We start from the raw sequence: 18273 nt of genomic DNA, 5'->3' as shown, positions 1-18273 counted from the left end.
ATCATTTACTCTTAGAGGTTAATATTCCACCTATAATATTACAATGTGTATCTAAAAGATAAGTTTGATTCTTTACATCAAGTTGATTAAAACTCTGGTGTAGTTCAAAAACGTAAAATGCTTCTGATGATAAATTTATCCATTCCATCCATTCAGTAGAAACCCTTGTAGGAGGAGGGATGATGAAAATGTAATTATATGTTGATCTTAAGTTTTTTAATTTACTAAACCAATCTTCCGGAAGAAGGTAATCATAAGGTGATTTTTGTTCTTCTGATAAATTGATAATTGAGCATTCATTGAGTGTATCTAAGTCGTCTAAATTTTTATAGCTTTCATTTATTTCTTGCATTGATAAAGGAGCATTCCAATCGGCATAAAACAACAAGGTTTTTATACCTGTTTGTTGTAGCATTTTTCTAATAATTAAGATTGTATTTAGGGTGATAAAATTACTTCTCGCATCAATAAATGAAATGATATTAGTGTCTTCTTCAATACTTAAAATTGTTCTTCTTAAAAGTCTATAATTATCAATCGTAATCTGATTAATCTGAGTGTTCTTTCTTTCTCTTCTTCTATCAAAGATTTTCTTTAAAAACGAAGGTATATATTTACTATTTTTCTTATCTGTTATTGGAAGCGTAATAGTACTTATAATTGGTATTAAAGAGTCTTTTTCAAATTGGAAAGGAAGGTGGTATTTAGGATCAAAAATTATTGTACTAGTTATAACTACGATAAACAAAATTAATGAACCAATAAAAGAACCTAATACAATGAGTGCTCTTTTAGATTTTTTATGTTTAATAGGGAAGTTAGCTGTTTCAACAATAAAGAAATTATGTCCAGCATCATCTTCTAGGATTTCAGCAAAGTATTTTTTTTCAAGTAGAGTAAGATAGTATTTTTCCTTTGTTTTAATCTGATGTTCCATCTTTTTAATATTTGAGATAATCTCAATAAAATGGTCAGATTGTTTAGATAATTGATAAAGTTCTTGATTCATAACCTTTATCATTGCTTCTTCTTTCACATAATCAATTTGATCTTTTACATAATCATTCACCATTGTTTGCTTTGTTAAGCTAGGGTCGTATGTAGTACTAGATATTGAACTTGATATGCTTTTTTGAATACTTTTTTCAACACCAGCTATTTTAATGTTAAGCTTATCCATATAATCCGTTGGTAACCTTTCTAGATTATAAGAATTGTATTCTTTTTCTTGTTGCAGCTTTCTTAAAGAGTCTTTTAAAACAATTATTTTACTATTTATTGATTCATTTTGATCACTAAACCCAAAGTCTTTATTCTTATTTAATTTTTGTTCTATATATGCAATTGATTCTTTCTTAGAAGCAAGGTCTTTTTTAAGTTTGGCAACAGAATTTTGTAGTTCTATTCTTCTATCAATTAAATATTTAGTTGTTTCGTCAACATCAATTACTTTCTTTTTACGCTTATATTCTTTTAATGAATCAAGTAAAATATTAAGCTCTTTTTGTGTACTATTACATGTGGCTTCAATACTTTTTCTTTTTTCAGAATAACGTTTTTGTATTTCATGTCTATATTCTCTAATCCATGCATTAGAAATGGATTTTACAATAAATTTTGCAGCAATAGGGTTACTATCTTCTACTTTAACATCAATATATTTACTACTCCCAATTCGGTTAATAATAATTCTGTTGTTGATATCAGAAGTACTAAGGTTATTATAAATAAGAATATTATTGATAGTGATATCGATTGGTCTTTGCATGTCCAATGCAGAATAGCTCTCAATTAAGAATTTTGCACGTCTTATAATCTCTTCATCACTAAATAAATTGTTTGCAGAATTTATATTATAAAATTTATTTTCACCTAAGCATTCTATTAGTATTTCTAGTTGAACTTGTTCTGTAACTCTTTTAATCCTTGCTATTTCAAGTAAATCTGTAAACATTAAGCCAATTTCAAAAAGCTGTAACGATTTACTGGTAATTGATAAACTACCATCTGTGGTTAATTCAAATTGCATTTTAGCCTTAGATTCATATATCTTAAACTCTTTCATGTTTAAGTATAGAATTAAAGAAGTAAGAAATGGTATTCCTAACCACAAATACCATCTTTTTAAAACACCTTTTATTATGTAAAATAAATTCTCCATAATTATTCAGAGATCAACAATTCAAGTTCATGCTTAGCGAGGACTGCACCTACTTCAGCTTCTACTTTTTGAACTTGTGTTTCATGAAGTTTTTGTTCTAATAATAAGTAATCTTCCATCTTCGCTTCTCCTCTTAATAATTTATCTTTAGTGATAAGAAGCATTTCTTTCTGGCTGTTTTCTTGTTCGGTTATAATTTTAAGTTTTTCAGTAGATTTAATATAATTTGTATAAATAGTGATGTACTCTCTTTCCACAACTTTTTGTTGATGTCTATATTCCATCTGCTTCTTTGTAATAAGGTGTTGGGCAGCTCTAACTCTATTATTTAAAGAAGTAATTGTAAATAAATCTATTGTTAGACCTAGACCTATATCAGAAAAAGCACTGACACTTGTAAGTGTATTATTAGCAGAATATTTAAACGTACTTACAGAAAAAGAAAATGATGATAACCAACTTTTCTTTTCACGTATAAGGTTTTCATTTGCTATTAAAATTTCAGCATCTTTTGCCTTTAATAAATAGTTGTTTTCTAATCCAATTGAAGACAATGAATCAATCTGTGAACTTACGTATAGTGGTCTATCTTGGGCTGTTGCATTAATAGTGATAGTTAAAATGAAAAGAGAAATAGTGTATTTTAGGTTCATGTTAATAACATTTATGCTTTAATATATAAAGAAGAATTAAAACATTATTACAACTGTGGTAATGTTTATATATATTTTATTGAATAGTACAATTTTAATATTTTATACTGATTTGTAATATTTGACAAATAAGTAGTAATCTATTTATTTACAGTGTTATGAGTGGCTTTTGTTTTATATATTAAGTAAAACAAAAGTAAATAATGATGTCAATTGAATGGCTATCTTGTGTAGAAAAGGGTTGTGGAATAGGACAATATTCAGCAGCTATTTGTGAGGAATTATTTAATAGAAATGTGAATGTTGCTTTGCGTAGAAAAGGTGACGAAAATAAAGATTTTGTAAAAAATTATAGCTACAGGTCTTTAAGAGGTTTTAAAGATTATATAGCACCTTATTACCTTAAAAAATGTTTACAGTCAATCCATGATAAACCGATGGTCTGGCATGCAGATAATATTGATGCTTTTACTGGACTTTTGTGGAGTAAAAAACATTTAGAAGCTATTAAAGTAGTTACTATTCATGATGTTATACCGATTGTTACAGATCAAATACACTCTTGGAAAAAGATATATTATAATTATCAGTTAAATAAAAGTTTAAACCAAAGTGATCTTATCGTTACTGTTTCAGAATATTCAAAACAAGATATCATACGGCATACTTCTGTTGAACCGAAGAAAATTAAAGTTGTTTATAATGGTATTAACCATGAGTTATTAAAACCCATATTTAAAAAAAACAACAAGAAATTTACTATTGCATATTTAGGTGGTTTGGGAGCTCCTCATAAAAACGCCAAAGCTTTAATTGAAGTAGCCAATATATTAGAAAAAAGAGGAAGAGAATTTACGATGAAGATAGGGAGTGGAAATGCACAATTAACACCACTTCCTGGTTTAGTAGAAAAATATAATTTAAAGAATATTCAATTTGTTGGTTTTATTGAGGATAGTTTAAAACCACAGTTTTTAGGGGAAGCAGATTTGTTTCTTTTTACATCAAAATATGAAGGATTTGGATTGCCTCCATTAGAAGCTATGGCGTGTGGTACAGCAACAATATCTACTGGTAATACTTCACTTAAAGAGGTTTTGAATGATGGAGCAATATTAACATCAACAGATCCAGAAGATATAGCAAATAAAGTAGAATTATTAATGGATGATACTGCGCTTAGACTAGAATATCAAAATAAAGGTATTGAAAGAGCAAGTAAGTTTTCGTGGAAAAAATCTGTTGATCAATTGATGGATGAATACAAAAAATTAGTATAATGAAGATTAATGTACCAGCTGATCGTTTTGATTTAAACATTGATCCAAACTGGAAAGTTCTTGAGATCGGAGGTGGACATAACCCACACCCCAGAGCAAATGTAATAGTTGATAAGTATGACAATACTAACAATGGACATAGAGCTGGAGATATTGTTATAAGGGAGGGGCAAGAGTTTCATTTAGCCGATGGAGAAGATTTACCTTTTGAAGATAATGCCTTTGATTATGTGATTTGTTGCCATGTACTAGAACATGTTGACAACCCAATTAAATTTATTAGCGAAATGTGTAGAGTTGCTAAAATGGGTTATTTGGAAGTTCCCTCACTTATCGGGGAATATCTAGTTCCTAAGGGCTCACATGAATGGGTATTTTTATCTATTGATGATACAATTGTAGGTAAAAAGAAAGCAAGTATTAAGGGGTTAGGAGAGGGCATAGATTTTGGCGATTTCTTTTTGTACTATTTGTCACGGGAATCAATAGCTTTTAAATTACTGATTGCAACATATCCCGATATACTGACAGTTCGGTATCAATGGAAAGATACTTTACCAATTAAAATTGATTTATCTGAAGAAGAAGATAATTATTTTAAGAGTGCATGGTCTAAGGAAGAGATTTTAAATCAATTTCCTAAAAGGACTTTAAAGAAGGAATTAAGCCTATTTTTCAATGCATTTATACTGCTTACAAAAGGAATGTTTAATAAAATATTGAAAGGCTATAAGCTCAGAAAACTAGATGATTCAATTGGTTTAAATTCAAAGAAATAAATGGATATAAGTGTAATTGTACCTACTCATAACAGAGAAAATCTAGTCATTCAATTGGCGGAGTCAATTAAAAGGCAAACTATTGACTCTACTAATTATGAAGTGATTTTTATTTGTGATGGATGTGTTGACAATACGGTTGCTGTATTGAATAAATTATATAGTGATTTAGAAAATTGGAACATTGTTGCTATTGATCAGTCTGGGCCTGCAAAAGCTAGAAATACAGGAGCCTTTTTGGCAAAAGGAAAATATTTAGCTTTTACAGATGATGATTGCATTGCAAATCCAAACTGGTTAGAATCCATTTTATCTAAATTTAATAATACAGCTGTTTCAGTACTTGGTTTAGAGGGAATGACTTTTACAGATAAAAAGAATGTAACACCTTTAACACATCAAATTGAAAATTTAAATGGTAATCCTGCAGTACCAACATGTAATGCAGCATTTAAGAAAGATATATTCCTAGAACTGGGTGGTTTTGATGAATCATTTCCTTTTGCTCATAATGAAGATGCTGATTTTGCATGGAGAATGAAGGAAAGAGGTGAGATTATTTTTGTTAAAGAAATGGGAATTTATCATCCGCCTAGAAAAGAAAAATTAAGTAAGTTAAAAACTCGGATGAAAATTCTTGAAAGTGAATTTCATCTCTATTACAAAAACAAAGTATTATATAAAAAGTATAGAAATACATCTCCTTGGCGGACCATTTATATTGAAGTATTCCTTTATCACCAATTACGAATGCTTAAACATGTATTAGGCTTTTTCTATAAACCTAAGTTATGTATTAATGGAATAGTACTTGTTTTTTCGTGGTGGATTAATCTAATAGAATTACTTCCTTCATTTTTAAAAAAAGAAAATTATTATAAAAAATTATTTGCTTAAAGTATGCATAAAAACATTCCTATAGTAATGCAAGGTTTAACTCGGTATGATGCGGATTACGGAGCAACATCTTTGTCTTTAGCAAAGGAATGGGCTAAAGAGCGTTTAGTATTTTATATAGATCACCCTTTTACTTTTAAAGATAAATGGAGCGGTAACTATTTAAAAGACTTTAAGAATAGAGCAGCAATTTTTTCTAAAGAAGTGCTTTTCTTACGACCATTTAAAGAGCTTCCCAATTTTATTAATATTACACCTGATGTATTGTTTCCAATTAATTTCTTAAATGATGGAAGACTATATCAAATGTTTAAGAAATATAATTTAAAGAAGATAATAAGTTCCTTGAATAAGGTGTTAGGAACATTTGATGTAGATGAAGTTATTTATATCAATTCTTTTAATCCAGTATATGATATAACTCAAATAGGTTTTAAAAGTAGAGCAACTATTTATCATTGTGTTGATTTGATTTCGGGCGAACGATATATAGCAAAGCACGGAATGAAGGCTGAAGAACGATCAACAAAAAGTGCAGATTTAGTGATTACAACTTCAGATCAATTAAAGAAAAATCTATTACATTTTAATAAGAATACAGAGGTTGTCTATAACGGTGCAGATTATCTGCATTTTCAAAAAGAATCATATTCACTTCCAAATGAGTACGAAACATTAAACAGAAAAAAAATTGTTGTTTATGTTGGTAATTTAGGTTTAAGAATTGATTATACTTTAGTAGAACAGATTGCTTTAGATAACCAAGATTTAAATTTTGTTTTTATAGGGCCTATTGATCCTAGAGAATTTAAAGGAGAAAAAGTTAAGGCTCTTGAGAATGTATTTTTTCTAGGAAAAAAAAGAATGGTAGATGTACCTGATTATATATTTCATGCTAATTATTGCTTAATACCATTTGTAATTAATGAGTTGACCAAGTGTATTTACCCATTAAAAATAAATGAATATTTCAGCCTTGGGAAACCTGTTTTAACAACACCTTTTACAGACTTGTCCAATTTTAAAAATTTAGTAATTCCTTTTACTTCAACAGCTAGTTTTAAATCAGGAATTAATCAAATTGATGAATCATTGCAAACAATTGAAACCAGAAAAACATTTGCGAAAAATAATAGGTGGGAAATTAAAGCAAAAGAATTTCTTCAACATATTGAAAAAATATTATGGAGAAAATAAAAGCATACTTAAAGAGTAATCCATCTATTAAAAAGATGATTCACTCTATGATAATAAGTAATTATAGACCCAGGTTATGGGTCAGGTTATTATGGAACCCGTTTGTTCATAAAAAAGGGAAAGGAGCTATTATACGATCACAAGTTAGAAAAGATGTCTTGCCTTTTAATCAGTTTACAGTTGGAGAAAAAACAATCATTGAAAGTTATTCGGTAATTAATAATGCTGTTGGTGATGTTACCATTGGAAAAGAATGCGTTGTAGGTTTTGGGAATACAATCATAGGACCAATTGAAATACAAGATGATGTAATACTCGCTCAAAACGTTGTAATTTCAGCACTAAATCATCTATATGAAGATGTTTCTAAGCCGATTGCAAAACAAGGTGTTACCGTAAATAAAATTACAATAGGAAATAATAGTTGGATTGCAGCAAATGTGAGCATTGTAGCTGGTGTAACAATTGGTAAGCATTGTGTAATTGGTGCAGGTGCAGTAGTTACTAAATCAATTCCAGACTACCACATTGCAATAGGAAATCCAGCTCGTTTGATTAAGAAATATAATCCTGTTACTAAATCATGGGAAAAGATTTAATCTCAATAATTACAGTAAATTATAAGAATGCTGCCATTACTATAGAGTTTTTAGATTCTATTGTTCTATTGGATAGAAATGATTTGGAAGTAATTATAATTGATATTGACCCTGACTTTGATAATACTCAGAATTACAAGGATTTACTTCCTAACGTAGTAGTTATACACATAAAAGAAAATATTGGATTTTCGGCTGCAAATAACTTAGGTATTGATATATCTACCGGTTCTTTTTTGTATTTTACTAATAATGATACAGAGCTTACTTCAACAAGTATTGATCCTCTAGTATCATTTCTTAAAAATAATGATGTTGGCTTTATTAGTCCTAAAATAAAATACTATGACAATAAAAATATTATACAATATGCAGGGTATACCAAAGTAAATTCTTTAACTGGCAGAAATACCACAATAGGTAGTTTCTGTTTAGATACTGATGAAGCATTTTCTCAATCATATGAAACATCATATATCCACGGGGCTGCTATGATGTGCAAGAAAGCGTTTATAAAAGAGGTTGGAAAAATGCCTACAGAGTATTTCTTGTATTATGAAGAATTAGATTGGTCATCAAAAACGCATAGAGTCGGCAAAAAAAATTGGTACGTTGGTGCTGCAGAAATTTACCACAAAGAGTCTATGAGTGTAGGTAAGGAAAGTAGCTTAAAAGAATATTTTATTATAAGAAATCGAATGATTTTTATGATTAAACATCAAAAACCATTAAAATCGACACTATTTCTGCTGTATTGTAGTTGTATAGTTATACCTAAAAGATTAATTATTTTGCTACTAAAAAGAAAGTCTTTGAAATATATTAAAGCCTGTATTAATGGATACATTGATGCAATAAAATTTTTCACCATAAAAGAAAAACACATACCCAATAAAGGACTCAAATATTTATAATCTGTTTTAACTACTATACCCAAAACTAATTTTATTATCTTATTTTCTATGTTCTATACTCTACTAATTTACATATTTTGGATCTTTATTTTTATTACCGTATACTCTGTTGTAGGCTATGGTATAGTACTGTATACTTTAGTAAAGCTAAAGGAATTCTTTTCAACAAGAACTCACTACAGTAGTAAAGAGATTCCAAAAATAACAGTCTTAATCCCTTGTTTTAATGAGGCTGATATCCTAGCTCAAAAAATTGAAAATACTTTTGATGTTAATTACCCTAAAGATAAAATTACGGTAATTGTTGTTGCAGATGGTAGTACTGATAATTCTGAAGAAATAGTGAAGAATTACCCTGAAGTAATTTTCTTCCATAAGAAAAGAAGGGCTGGTAAATCTGCAGCAATAAATAGAGCAATTGAACATGTTACAACTCCTATAACAATATGTACAGATGCTAACACACTCTTAAATAAGGAAGCATTTACTGAATTGACGGAACGCTTCAATGATCAAAAAATAGGGTGCGTTTGTGGAGAAAAAAGAATTCTTAAAGATGCGAAAGACCTTACTTCTGCAAGTGAGGGAATGTATTGGAAATACGAATCTAAACTTAAAGAATGGGATGCAAGTTTAAGCTCTGTGATGGGTGGTGCAGGAGAGCTTATAGCATTTAGAACATCACTTTATCCGCAAATTCCAGAAAATGTAATTCTAGATGATTTTTATATTACAATGAAAATCTTGATGGGAGGGCACAAAGTAGATTATGCACCAAATGCTTATGCTTTAGAATCAGGCTCATTTAATATAAAAGAAGAAATGAAAAGAAAAGTAAGAATAGCAGCTGGAGGTTTTCAGATGATTTTTCTGCTTTTACCTCTTTTAAATATTATTAGGTACAAACACATCTCATTTCAATACATATCACATAGAGTTTTAAGGTGGTTAATTGTACCGTTTGCATTGCCTATGCTTTTTATAATAAATGCATTGTTATGTTTTAAATTTGGAGGCATATACACATTCGTTTTTTCAGTTCAAATACTACTTTATTCAAGTGCAATATCTGTACACTTTATAAGAAAATACTGGACTCCATACAAAGTCATGATGCTGCCTTATTATTATGCAGTCATGAATTATTGTGCAATTATGGGCTTTATTCGGTTTATAATTGGTAATCAATCTTCTGTTTGGGAAAAATCAATAAGAAAATGAAAAAGAGTAAACATATAATAGTATTACTTGGAACTATTTTCTTAATGGGATTTGTAGTTCCTGCATTCGTTTATACCTATCAAACCCTCGGAACATGGGGAACTAACGGTAGACCTAATTATATTTTATCTCAAAAAATTATCTCATTAGCAGAACGTAATTCAGTGTCTTCTGCTATCACAGACTCGATTAATTTTAGAGGAGAATCTTTTTTAGAAGAAAATAATGTAAACATTCTTGTTGTAGAAGAAGGCGAAGTATTTATCACTTTAGTTTATGAAGATGCTGGGTGGTTTAACACATTAGGTTTTTATACGTATCAATATACTGATATACCAAATTCACCTTCTGATGTATCTGAACCAGTAATAATTTTCCCAAATTTAGATTCTCCAAATGTAGTAGATTCTGGAATGAAAATTAGCTTAGGAACTTATCCTGCTGGAACGGTAATTGGTTTTTTCTTAGTAGCAAAAGGGTGGAGCAACGGAATTATAGATGGTGATTATACTCTCTATTCAAATTCAAATTTTAATGAGGCTATTACTCAAAATTCTAGATATTCTCAGTTAACAGTAATTTTTGAAAATGATGATACGGATACTCATGATTATGTTTTAGCTATAGAAGATAACGTAAATACACAAGATGGAGATTACGATTATAATGATGCAGTATTCTTTTTAGATGCTGATCCAGAACTATCAATTATACAATTTGATGGTTTAAACAATGATCCTATCGTTGCAAGAGATTCATTAATTTTTGTACATCCAAATTACCTGACAGATTTTAACCTTCGCCAATTAGTTACAGATGATAATATAGACCTTGCAACGATAACAATTGATACAGTAATTGCTGCTCAATCAAGTATTCAAGTAGAAAGTAGTTTATTAAGAATAGAAACTCAACCTAACGATACAGAATACGATACTATTCGCTATACAGCTTGTGATAATGAATTTCCAAAAACTTGCGATAATGGTGTTTTAATAGTTGGTAAATTACCGCCAAATGATCCACCAGTTGCCGTTCCCGTTCAAAATCTTGAAATAACAACTAACATAAAAAATAATGGGATTGATATCACACAATTGGGAAGTGACCCTAATGACAATTTAGAAAATGGCGAAATAACAATAACCAATTTTCCTAAAAGTGCATTAAATGCTAGAATAGAAGATGGGAAATTGAAAATAAACCCTCCCAATACATATTCAGGTATTGATACCATTAATTTTAGAATTTGTGATGAAGGTTTTCCAATATTATGTGATGAAGGTCAGTTAGTAGTTCAATCAATAGAATCTAACACACCTCCAATAGCCAATCCGGAAACAATTTATACCTACACTGGCGAAACGGTTTTAGTTGATATTCTAAGAAATGATAGAGCATTTGAAGAATCTATTGATATTAATTCGATAACTATTATTTCTGCACCAAGTACAGATACTTGTGTAGTTAAAATTAGAAATGGAAAACTAGAACATACAGCCTCTGATTATGTTTTAGGAGACTACTCTCTTGTCTATCAAATATGTGATGAAAGTGAACCTGCTCTTTGTGATACAACTAGTGTTTATTTTCACATTTCTGATATTGCAGATCCAGATACAATTGTGTCTCAAAATAACCCACCAACAGCGGTTTTTAATAGAGTAAGAACTTCATTTAATGTACCTATCAATATTGATATTTTAAATAATGATTTTGATTTAGATGGTAACTTAGATGTGGGTTCAACTTATATTATTACACAAGGAAGTGATGGAAACGGGGTGTTAGATTTCTTTATTGAACAAGGAGATTCTATAGCTGTTTTGACATATACACCCAATGAAAATTTTTCTGGAATTGATATATTATCTTATAAAATTTTTGATGATGGATACCCCCAATTAAGTGACAATGCCCTTGTAATAATTGAAGTTGAAGGGGATAATAAAGAAGTCGTTTATACTAATGAAAATATTCTTCTCGATTCTACAGTAATTGATGTAGAGGAAACGTTTTGCTTAAATATTCCAGAATTATTAGCAACTAAGGGTATTCAATGGACAAATTTTGATATTGATATTATTGTTGATCCTTCAATTTTTGGATCAGAAGCTTTTGTAGACTCTTTAGATTTATGTTATACGGCAACATCAAATATTACAGAGTCGAATAGAGATTATGTGCATTACAAAGTATGTAATAATGGAACTTGTATTAGTGGTTTATTAATTATTAATATTGATGAGCCTATAATAATAACACCTCCAGATATTATCTTTTATAATGCATTCTCTCCTAATAATGATGGTTTCAATGATTCTTTCATCATAGAAAACTTAAGATCGTACCCAGATAATACTGTGACGATTTATAATAGATGGGGGCAAAAAGTATTTACTGATACACCTTATAATAATGATTGGAAAGGTACAAATATAGACGGTCAACCTTTACCAGATGGAACCTATTATTATATAGCTTCTGTAAACAATGGCAATGAATTCTCTTATAATGGCTACCTAATAATAAAAAGATAGAAGATGAAGATAATTAGTATTTACATATCGCTTCTATTCTTTACAAGTAGTATTGCTTGCTTGGGACAACAAATGCCAATGTTTTCTCAGTATGCATATAATACATTAGCAATAAATCCCGCAATTGCAGGAACAAAAGATGGCATAAATGCATTAATGCTTTATAGAAAACAATGGAGTGATTATGAAGGAGCACCAAGTACAATTAATTTCTCTGCTTCATCAAATATTTCTAATGGGAAATTTGGAGTTGGGGTAAACTTTGTCAACGATAAAATTGGTATATCAAATAATAACACTGTTCAAGGTGCTTTCTCTTATATTTTAGATTTAAATGATAATCTAAGATTATCAATGGGAATGTATCTTTCATTATTAAATTTCCAGCATGATTGGGGTTCTTTACGAGTACAACATACATCAGACCCACTATTTGCTAATGGGAAAGAATCTCTTTTTAGTTTTAATACCGGTGTTGGAGCTTATTTATATAACAAAAGATTTTATGTGAGTTTTTCTATTCCTAATATCTTAGAAACAAAAATGTCTAACACTTCAGAAAGTTACTATTTAAGACATTATTTCTTAAAAGGAGGAGTTCATTTTGATATAAATCAATCGATAGAATTTGTACCATCCGTCTTATTAAAGTATGTAAAAAATAATAATATTCAAGGTGATATTACAGCAACAGTTATCTTTCAGAAAATGCTTTGGTTTGGCGTATCTTATAGGTCTGAGGATGGAATTGCGTTATTATCTCAAGTTGTTTTAAAAGAACGTTTTAGAATTGGGTATGCTTATGATTATCCTCATACAGAAATACAAAAAGCTACTTCAGGAACACATGAAATTCTTTTAGGAATAAAAATTAATAAAAAATCTACACCTAGTAACATTATTACAAGTCCACGATATTTCTAAAAATGAAATTATTTTTATTCATATATATATTTATTATTTGCTCTTTTTCTTCTTTTGGACAAAAGCAAAAAACTTTTCTAGATAGAGCCAATAAAGCTTTTGAAAGACAGGAGTTTGCACTTGCAATAGAAAATTATGGAAAAGTTCATACGCTAGATCTAATTTCTAGATATAGATTAGCTATGTCAAATCAAAAAATATTAAACTACAGCAAAGCATTAACGATTTATAAAAGTATTTTAGATAAACAATGGGAGGGTAAAGAAGATGTGTACCTTAATTATGGTTTGATGGCCAAAAATTTAGGACAATATGGTAAAGCTGGTGATGCTTTTAAAAAATACCTTTTCAAATACCCACAGGATACAGATGTTCGAGATTTGTATCTATCGTGTCAACAAGATTACTTAAACGACTTACAAAAAAATAAATATTCAGTTCAAGTAGAAAATGTTTTATTTAATTCTCCAGAAAGGGACATGAGCCCATTAATATTTGGAGATGGAATTATTTATACATCTACAAGAAGAGATTTAAACGAAGGAGATGTACACCACAGAGATGGAGATAATTTTTTAGAAATGTATTTAATTAATAAAGATGAAAACGGAATGTTTTCAAATTCAAATATAGTACATGAACATATCGCATCTAATTTCCATGTGGGTCCATCAACATATAATGAAAGTAAAAGTGAATTTTTCTTTACAGTAAATTTACCAAGACAGTCATTTAAAGATGATAAAAACCAAATAGTACATCATCTTCAAATTTATCAATCAAAATACAACGCAGAGAAAAATACATTTACAAGACCTTCAGAAATTAACCTTAATCATAAAACTCATTCCATTGGTCACCCTACAATCTCAGATGATGGAACTAAGTTATATTTCATTTCAAACCAAGTAGGTACACATGGAGGTACAGATATTTATGTCTCGCATTTACAAGATGACGGTAATTGGGGTGAACCCATCAATTTAGGAAATGTTATTAATACTACGGGTAATGAATTATTTCCGTATTGGTATGATGATAACACTTTATATTTTTCTTCAGATAGGCATATTGGATTAGGTGGACTTGATATTTTTAAGGCTACTTTAGAAAATGATAGCGTAACACATATTGAAAATATTGGAGCACCTTTTAACTCCTCAACAGATGATTTCAGTATAGTTTTTAATAAAAAAAGTAGTGTTGTAGAAGGTTTCTTCACATCAAACCGAACAGGTGGTGTTGGTTCTGATGATATTTATATGTTTAAGCAAGAAGAGAAGAATTTTGTTGTATTAGTAATTGATAGTCTTACTAGAGAACCTATAAATAATGCCATTATTGAATGTTATGACAAACAAAAAATGGCAACACACAAGTTTCTCACAAATGAGACAGGTTATGTGCGATTTGATGCAGAACAGAAAAATCAGATTGAATCTATTGCTGCAATGTCCTCCACTTATAAATACAAAGAATTACCTATAACTCAAATGGGTAAACAAGAAAATATTTATATTATTGAATTAGTGAAGGGGACAAATTTACAGCTTATTGGTAATGTTTATGATGCTGTGTCTTTAGAAAGAATTAAAAATTCTGAAGTGTTTTTATATGATGATGACTCTACAGTAATTAAAAGTATTGGTAATACAGTTGAAGGGCATTATGAGATTATTTTAAATAGTTTACCAATTAATAATTTCTTGATTTCTAATGCGAAAGGTTATAATTCAGAAAATACAATTATAACTAATCCTAACCCAGACAAATTTGGGATTATACATCAAGATATTTACTTGAAAAAAGTTAATACTGAAAATCTCGTAAAAATTGAAAGTATCTATTATGAATTTGATTCATCACGTTTAACCACATCAGCTATCACAAAATTGAATAGAGTACTTTCATATATGTCTTCAAATCAAAATGCTTTGGTAGAATTAAATGCACATTGTGATGTAAGGGGCTCTGAAAGGTATAATGTAAAACTATCTTTAGATAGAGTACATGCGGCAATGTCGTTTTTAGTAGGAAAAGGAATTGATAAATCTAGAGTAAGAATAGATTACCACGGAGAGAGTTTAACTTATACAGATTGTATTGATTGTTCTGAAAGTGAGCACCAATTGAATAGAAGAACAGAAATCAAAATCATAAAACCTTAAATCTTTTTTCTCTTAAGTAGTAAAGAAATAGTCTCTTTCATTTGTCTTTTCATACTATGTACTGAAACAAATAAATTGAGGTTTTCCTTTTTAAGAAAATAGATAAAAATTAATATTGAGCCTACTATTTCAGTAATTAAACCAGGCAATACTGTACCAATTTCACCATATAACTCTACAAAAATTACAGATGTTATAATCAGTAAAATACTATTGAAAACTACAATGTTTGTACTGTACTGTGGCTTTCCTTTTGCATTGGTATAACTTGCGAAAAATGAGCCTAATGGTGCAAATAATGAACTAATTACTAGTATTATCAATAAATAAAAAGAATCTGAATAAGCATTTCCGTGTAGGAAAGTTATAATTGGTTTTATAAAAATTATGAATCCAATTGATATTGGTAAAATGATAAGATATACTTGACTGAGTGTATCTATAAATACTTCCTTAAGTTTATCTAAACTGCCTTTTTCAAATAACTTTACAATTCTAGGATAGAATATTAATTGTATTGAGTTTGAAATTGATAAAATGATGACTAAATACCGTTGTGCTAATCCTAATAAAGCTGTAATTTCTAAAGATAATATACCTGCAGATAAGAATAGGGTCATCTTAGATGATATTGTCCCAAATAACGCCTTCAAAAATCCTTGTTTAGCATATAGCATTATACTACTAAATGTTTGCTTGTTGACTTTACTTTTTATAATTTTTTTAAATGGAATTGTAAACAAAGAAATACAGAATGAGCATAAATAAACGACAATTAAACAATAAACTAATTGATTAATCGAGAGGTGATTACTATGCACATAATAAAGACTAATACACAAAAAAGTAAGTGTAATACTATTAATAATTACAGCTATATAGATCGTCTTTTTACTTTTATGAATATTCTCAACCCATTTTAAAAGATTGATGCTTAATGAAAAAAGGGGGTATGAAATTAATAAACTTGATAGGTTTTTAAATAAATCTAATAAACCAATACTACAAATCACTATTCCGATAAGAAGTTCTATTAAAACTATTGCAATTAAAACGGTTTTATACGTTTGGTTTGCATCAATCTTTTCTTTTCCAGATGAAAATTTTACTAATGCTACATAAACAACACCTTCTCTAATATTTATAGAAAAATTGAATATTGAGAAAAATAAGAACCATAAACCAACATCTTCGGCTGCGTATTCTCTTGTAATAAATAACAAAAGGATATACCCAAAAAGTAATTCACTAAAAGTCAGTGAGTATGTAATAACAAAAGGATACTTTGTTATAATGTTCTTGAAGTGTTTATTCAAATTTAAAACAGGTTAATGTTAAATTAAATTAGTCATTAAAAAGATTTTAATCAAAATATAAGTTGCAAATTGCAACTAAAACAAACGATACTTATATAATTTCTTTTAATGATTATTAATCAGTAGAAGAGTGGTATGTTAATCTAATTTTTGTTTGTTATTTTTAATTATATCAATGATCATTAATACCTACTTTTCAATCAACAAAATGAAATTTCTATCACTTTACCTGCTTTCAATATGTATGCTTTTAGGTTCTCTTTCTTGTTCAATGGCTGGAGCTAATGAGGGGATGGAACCTAAACCAAAAGTTTTTATTGTGACAGAAAAATGGAAAGCTGATAAGATCGTGAAGAGTGTTACCAACTCTTATCAAGCAGATATTATTATTGCTTCTAATAGTTGGGAATCATCAGACTGGGTACTTGTAGATCAATTATACAAAGCAGACATGAAAATATTTCTTACATCTAAAAGTTATGAGGCCGATTATTTAGTTTTCTTCAAATAATTATTAATTGACATTTATTAATAATTTAGTTCGTTTTTTACAAAACCTTGATATCTAAATCAAAATCAAAGGTTTACTAAATTATGTTAGATAACATTGTATAATAGCTGCTTTTAAGTGTCAATTTACCGTTTTTATTTATTCATTTTTTACAATCATATTTGCAGTGCAATGTTAGATGTATTGGCGATTACCATCTACTTGCCCATTCGGAAAAATTTCGAGTGATTTAAAAAACGTCCTACTTATATAACAATGGTTTCAAAGAAACTTTTATTACCTATCTTTCTGATGGTTAGCTTGTTTGCATCTCAAAATACACAAGCACAAAATTACTCAAGCACATTTATTGAGTACGCCTATGGTTGGAACAATACTGACTACATGACGGGAACAAACCCAAAGAATGGCGGAATGAACCTTTTCACTTTAGATCATACAACAGTTACTAAATGGGGTGGTGTATATGGTTTTGTAAACTTTATGGGAGCACCTGATGGTTTTTATACTACAGGATTCTATAACGAAACTTTAGATGCTAGTGCAGGAAATTACAGATTATATTCTGAGGTTTCTCCTTGGGTGAGTTTATCTGGTGTAACTGGTCAAGATTTTTCATTTGGTCCTGTTGCAGATGTTTCTGTTGATGGACAAATAAATTTTGGTAATGGTTATGGGGCTGGTTTAGCGGGATTAGGCTTTACTTTTAAAGCACCAAAAGATGGTTTTTTAAAATTATCAGCGTATTGGAGAACTGATAATATTAAAGAAAATGCAGTTCAATTTACGGGTGTTTTTGATTTGCCAATTTGGAGAAAAGCTGGGTTTAGAATCCAAGGTTTCTTTGATCTTATTCCTCAGGCTACAAACAGAGCTGAATTTGGTAGTACAGATCTTGGTGCTGATTTTATTTCTCAAACACGTTTCTTATTTGATGTAGGTAGAAATACTGTGTTTAAAAACGATGCGAATTCTAAATTAGAAATTGGATGTGATATTTACATGCACTTTAATAAAGATTTAGCTGAGAATAATGCAAGTGCGTTTGTGCCACAACCTTGTGTGCGTTTAACGTTCTAATACTATTTCTCCTAACATTATCAATCAATTATT

Annotated in this window: 15 protein-coding genes; 12 read left to right on the top strand and 3 right to left on the bottom strand. The window is 29.3% G+C overall.

Features of this window, described 5'->3' with window-relative positions; translation table 11 throughout:
- Position 1: 1 nt before the first annotated feature.
- The gene (locus tag KM029_RS20320; protein WP_144076684.1) at positions 2-2161 is read right to left on the bottom strand and encodes a GumC domain-containing protein; all 2160 of its coding nucleotides are present in this window, start codon (positions 2159-2161) and stop codon (positions 2-4) included.
- 2 nt (positions 2162-2163) lie between these two features.
- The gene (locus KM029_RS20315) at positions 2164-2814 is read right to left on the bottom strand and encodes a TolC family protein (RefSeq protein WP_144076683.1); all 651 of its coding nucleotides are present in this window, start codon (positions 2812-2814) and stop codon (positions 2164-2166) included.
- Between the two features lie 203 nt (positions 2815-3017).
- Between KM029_RS20315 and KM029_RS20310 the strand changes: the two genes are divergently transcribed.
- Genes KM029_RS20310 through KM029_RS20265 form a run of 10 tightly spaced genes read left to right on the top strand, consistent with a single transcriptional unit; the run spans position 3018 to position 15333 of the window.
- Positions 3018-4094: a glycosyltransferase family 4 protein gene (locus tag KM029_RS20310; RefSeq protein WP_144076682.1), complete on the top strand. Its 1077-nt coding sequence runs from the start codon at positions 3018-3020 to the stop codon at positions 4092-4094.
- Positions 4094-4873: a class I SAM-dependent methyltransferase gene (locus KM029_RS20305; RefSeq protein WP_144076681.1), complete on the top strand. Its 780-nt coding sequence runs from the start codon at positions 4094-4096 to the stop codon at positions 4871-4873. The genes KM029_RS20310 and KM029_RS20305 overlap by 1 nt, the downstream gene beginning before the upstream one ends.
- Complete coding sequence (locus KM029_RS20300; protein ID WP_144076680.1) at positions 4874-5770, top strand: glycosyltransferase family 2 protein; 897 nt, start codon at positions 4874-4876, stop codon at positions 5768-5770.
- 3 nt (positions 5771-5773) lie between these two features.
- Positions 5774-6967, top strand: coding sequence for a glycosyltransferase (locus KM029_RS20295; RefSeq protein ID WP_144076679.1), 1194 nt, complete (start codon positions 5774-5776; stop codon positions 6965-6967).
- The gene (locus KM029_RS20290) at positions 6955-7566 is read left to right on the top strand and encodes an acyltransferase (RefSeq protein ID WP_144076678.1); all 612 of its coding nucleotides are present in this window, start codon (positions 6955-6957) and stop codon (positions 7564-7566) included. The genes KM029_RS20295 and KM029_RS20290 overlap by 13 nt, the downstream gene beginning before the upstream one ends.
- Positions 7551-8480 carry a glycosyltransferase family 2 protein gene (locus tag KM029_RS20285; protein WP_144076677.1) on the top strand — a complete coding sequence of 310 codons (930 nt, stop codon included), beginning with the start codon at positions 7551-7553 and terminating at the stop codon, positions 8478-8480. The genes KM029_RS20290 and KM029_RS20285 overlap by 16 nt, the downstream gene beginning before the upstream one ends.
- A gap of 48 nt (positions 8481-8528) precedes the next feature.
- Positions 8529-9701, top strand: a complete 1173-nt coding sequence (locus tag KM029_RS20280) for a glycosyltransferase family 2 protein (protein ID WP_144076676.1) — start codon at positions 8529-8531, stop codon at positions 9699-9701.
- Positions 9698-12241, top strand: a complete 2544-nt coding sequence (locus KM029_RS20275; protein ID WP_144076675.1) for a T9SS type B sorting domain-containing protein — start codon at positions 9698-9700, stop codon at positions 12239-12241. The genes KM029_RS20280 and KM029_RS20275 overlap by 4 nt, the downstream gene beginning before the upstream one ends.
- A 3-nt stretch (positions 12242-12244) precedes the next feature.
- Entirely contained in the window at positions 12245-13165 is a 921-nt protein-coding gene (locus KM029_RS20270) for a PorP/SprF family type IX secretion system membrane protein (protein WP_144076674.1), read from the top strand.
- A gap of 2 nt (positions 13166-13167) precedes the next feature.
- Positions 13168-15333, top strand: a complete 2166-nt coding sequence (locus tag KM029_RS20265) for an OmpA family protein (RefSeq protein WP_144076673.1) — start codon at positions 13168-13170, stop codon at positions 15331-15333.
- On the opposite strand, the gene KM029_RS20260 is transcribed toward KM029_RS20265, so the two are convergent.
- Positions 15330-16649: an MATE family efflux transporter gene (locus tag KM029_RS20260; RefSeq protein ID WP_144076672.1), complete on the bottom strand. Its 1320-nt coding sequence runs from the start codon at positions 16647-16649 to the stop codon at positions 15330-15332. The two genes, KM029_RS20265 and KM029_RS20260, sit on opposite strands and share 4 nt — an antisense overlap.
- 208 nt (positions 16650-16857) lie before the next feature.
- On the opposite strand from KM029_RS20260, the gene KM029_RS20255 reads away from it, so the two are divergent.
- Positions 16858-17160 (top strand): DUF6150 family protein, encoded by a 303-nt coding sequence (locus tag KM029_RS20255; RefSeq protein ID WP_144076671.1) that lies wholly within the window; start codon positions 16858-16860, stop codon positions 17158-17160.
- A 255-nt stretch (positions 17161-17415) separates the two neighbouring features.
- Positions 17416-18240, top strand: a complete 825-nt coding sequence (locus tag KM029_RS20250) for a hypothetical protein (protein ID WP_144076670.1) — start codon at positions 17416-17418, stop codon at positions 18238-18240.
- The last annotated feature ends 33 nt before the right edge of the window (positions 18241-18273 follow it).

Source organism: Flammeovirga kamogawensis, assembly GCF_018736065.1.
Taxonomy (GTDB): domain Bacteria; phylum Bacteroidota; class Bacteroidia; order Cytophagales; family Flammeovirgaceae; genus Flammeovirga; species Flammeovirga kamogawensis.
Note: the sequence above shows the minus strand (reverse complement) of the source record. Positions and strands in the feature narration are given on the sequence as shown.

Excerpts from the sequence above, each read along its gene's own strand:
- KM029_RS20320 (WP_144076684.1), bottom strand. The coding sequence starts at position 2,161 with ATGGAGAATTTATTTTACATAATAAAAGGTGTTTTAAAAAGATGGTAT.
- KM029_RS20315 (WP_144076683.1), bottom strand. The coding sequence starts at position 2,814 with ATGAACCTAAAATACACTATTTCTCTTTTCATTTTAACTATCACTATT.
- KM029_RS20310 (WP_144076682.1), top strand. The coding sequence starts at position 3,018 with ATGATGTCAATTGAATGGCTATCTTGTGTAGAAAAGGGTTGTGGAATA.
- KM029_RS20305 (WP_144076681.1), top strand. The coding sequence starts at position 4,094 with ATGAAGATTAATGTACCAGCTGATCGTTTTGATTTAAACATTGATCCA.
- KM029_RS20300 (WP_144076680.1), top strand. The coding sequence starts at position 4,874 with ATGGATATAAGTGTAATTGTACCTACTCATAACAGAGAAAATCTAGTC.
- KM029_RS20295 (WP_144076679.1), top strand. The coding sequence starts at position 5,774 with ATGCATAAAAACATTCCTATAGTAATGCAAGGTTTAACTCGGTATGAT.
- KM029_RS20290 (WP_144076678.1), top strand. The coding sequence starts at position 6,955 with ATGGAGAAAATAAAAGCATACTTAAAGAGTAATCCATCTATTAAAAAG.
- KM029_RS20285 (WP_144076677.1), top strand. The coding sequence starts at position 7,551 with ATGGGAAAAGATTTAATCTCAATAATTACAGTAAATTATAAGAATGCT.
- KM029_RS20280 (WP_144076676.1), top strand. The coding sequence starts at position 8,529 with ATGTTCTATACTCTACTAATTTACATATTTTGGATCTTTATTTTTATT.
- KM029_RS20275 (WP_144076675.1), top strand. The coding sequence starts at position 9,698 with ATGAAAAAGAGTAAACATATAATAGTATTACTTGGAACTATTTTCTTA.
- KM029_RS20270 (WP_144076674.1), top strand. The coding sequence starts at position 12,245 with ATGAAGATAATTAGTATTTACATATCGCTTCTATTCTTTACAAGTAGT.
- KM029_RS20265 (WP_144076673.1), top strand. The coding sequence starts at position 13,168 with ATGAAATTATTTTTATTCATATATATATTTATTATTTGCTCTTTTTCT.
- KM029_RS20255 (WP_144076671.1), top strand. The coding sequence starts at position 16,858 with ATGAAATTTCTATCACTTTACCTGCTTTCAATATGTATGCTTTTAGGT.
- KM029_RS20250 (WP_144076670.1), top strand. The coding sequence starts at position 17,416 with ATGGTTTCAAAGAAACTTTTATTACCTATCTTTCTGATGGTTAGCTTG.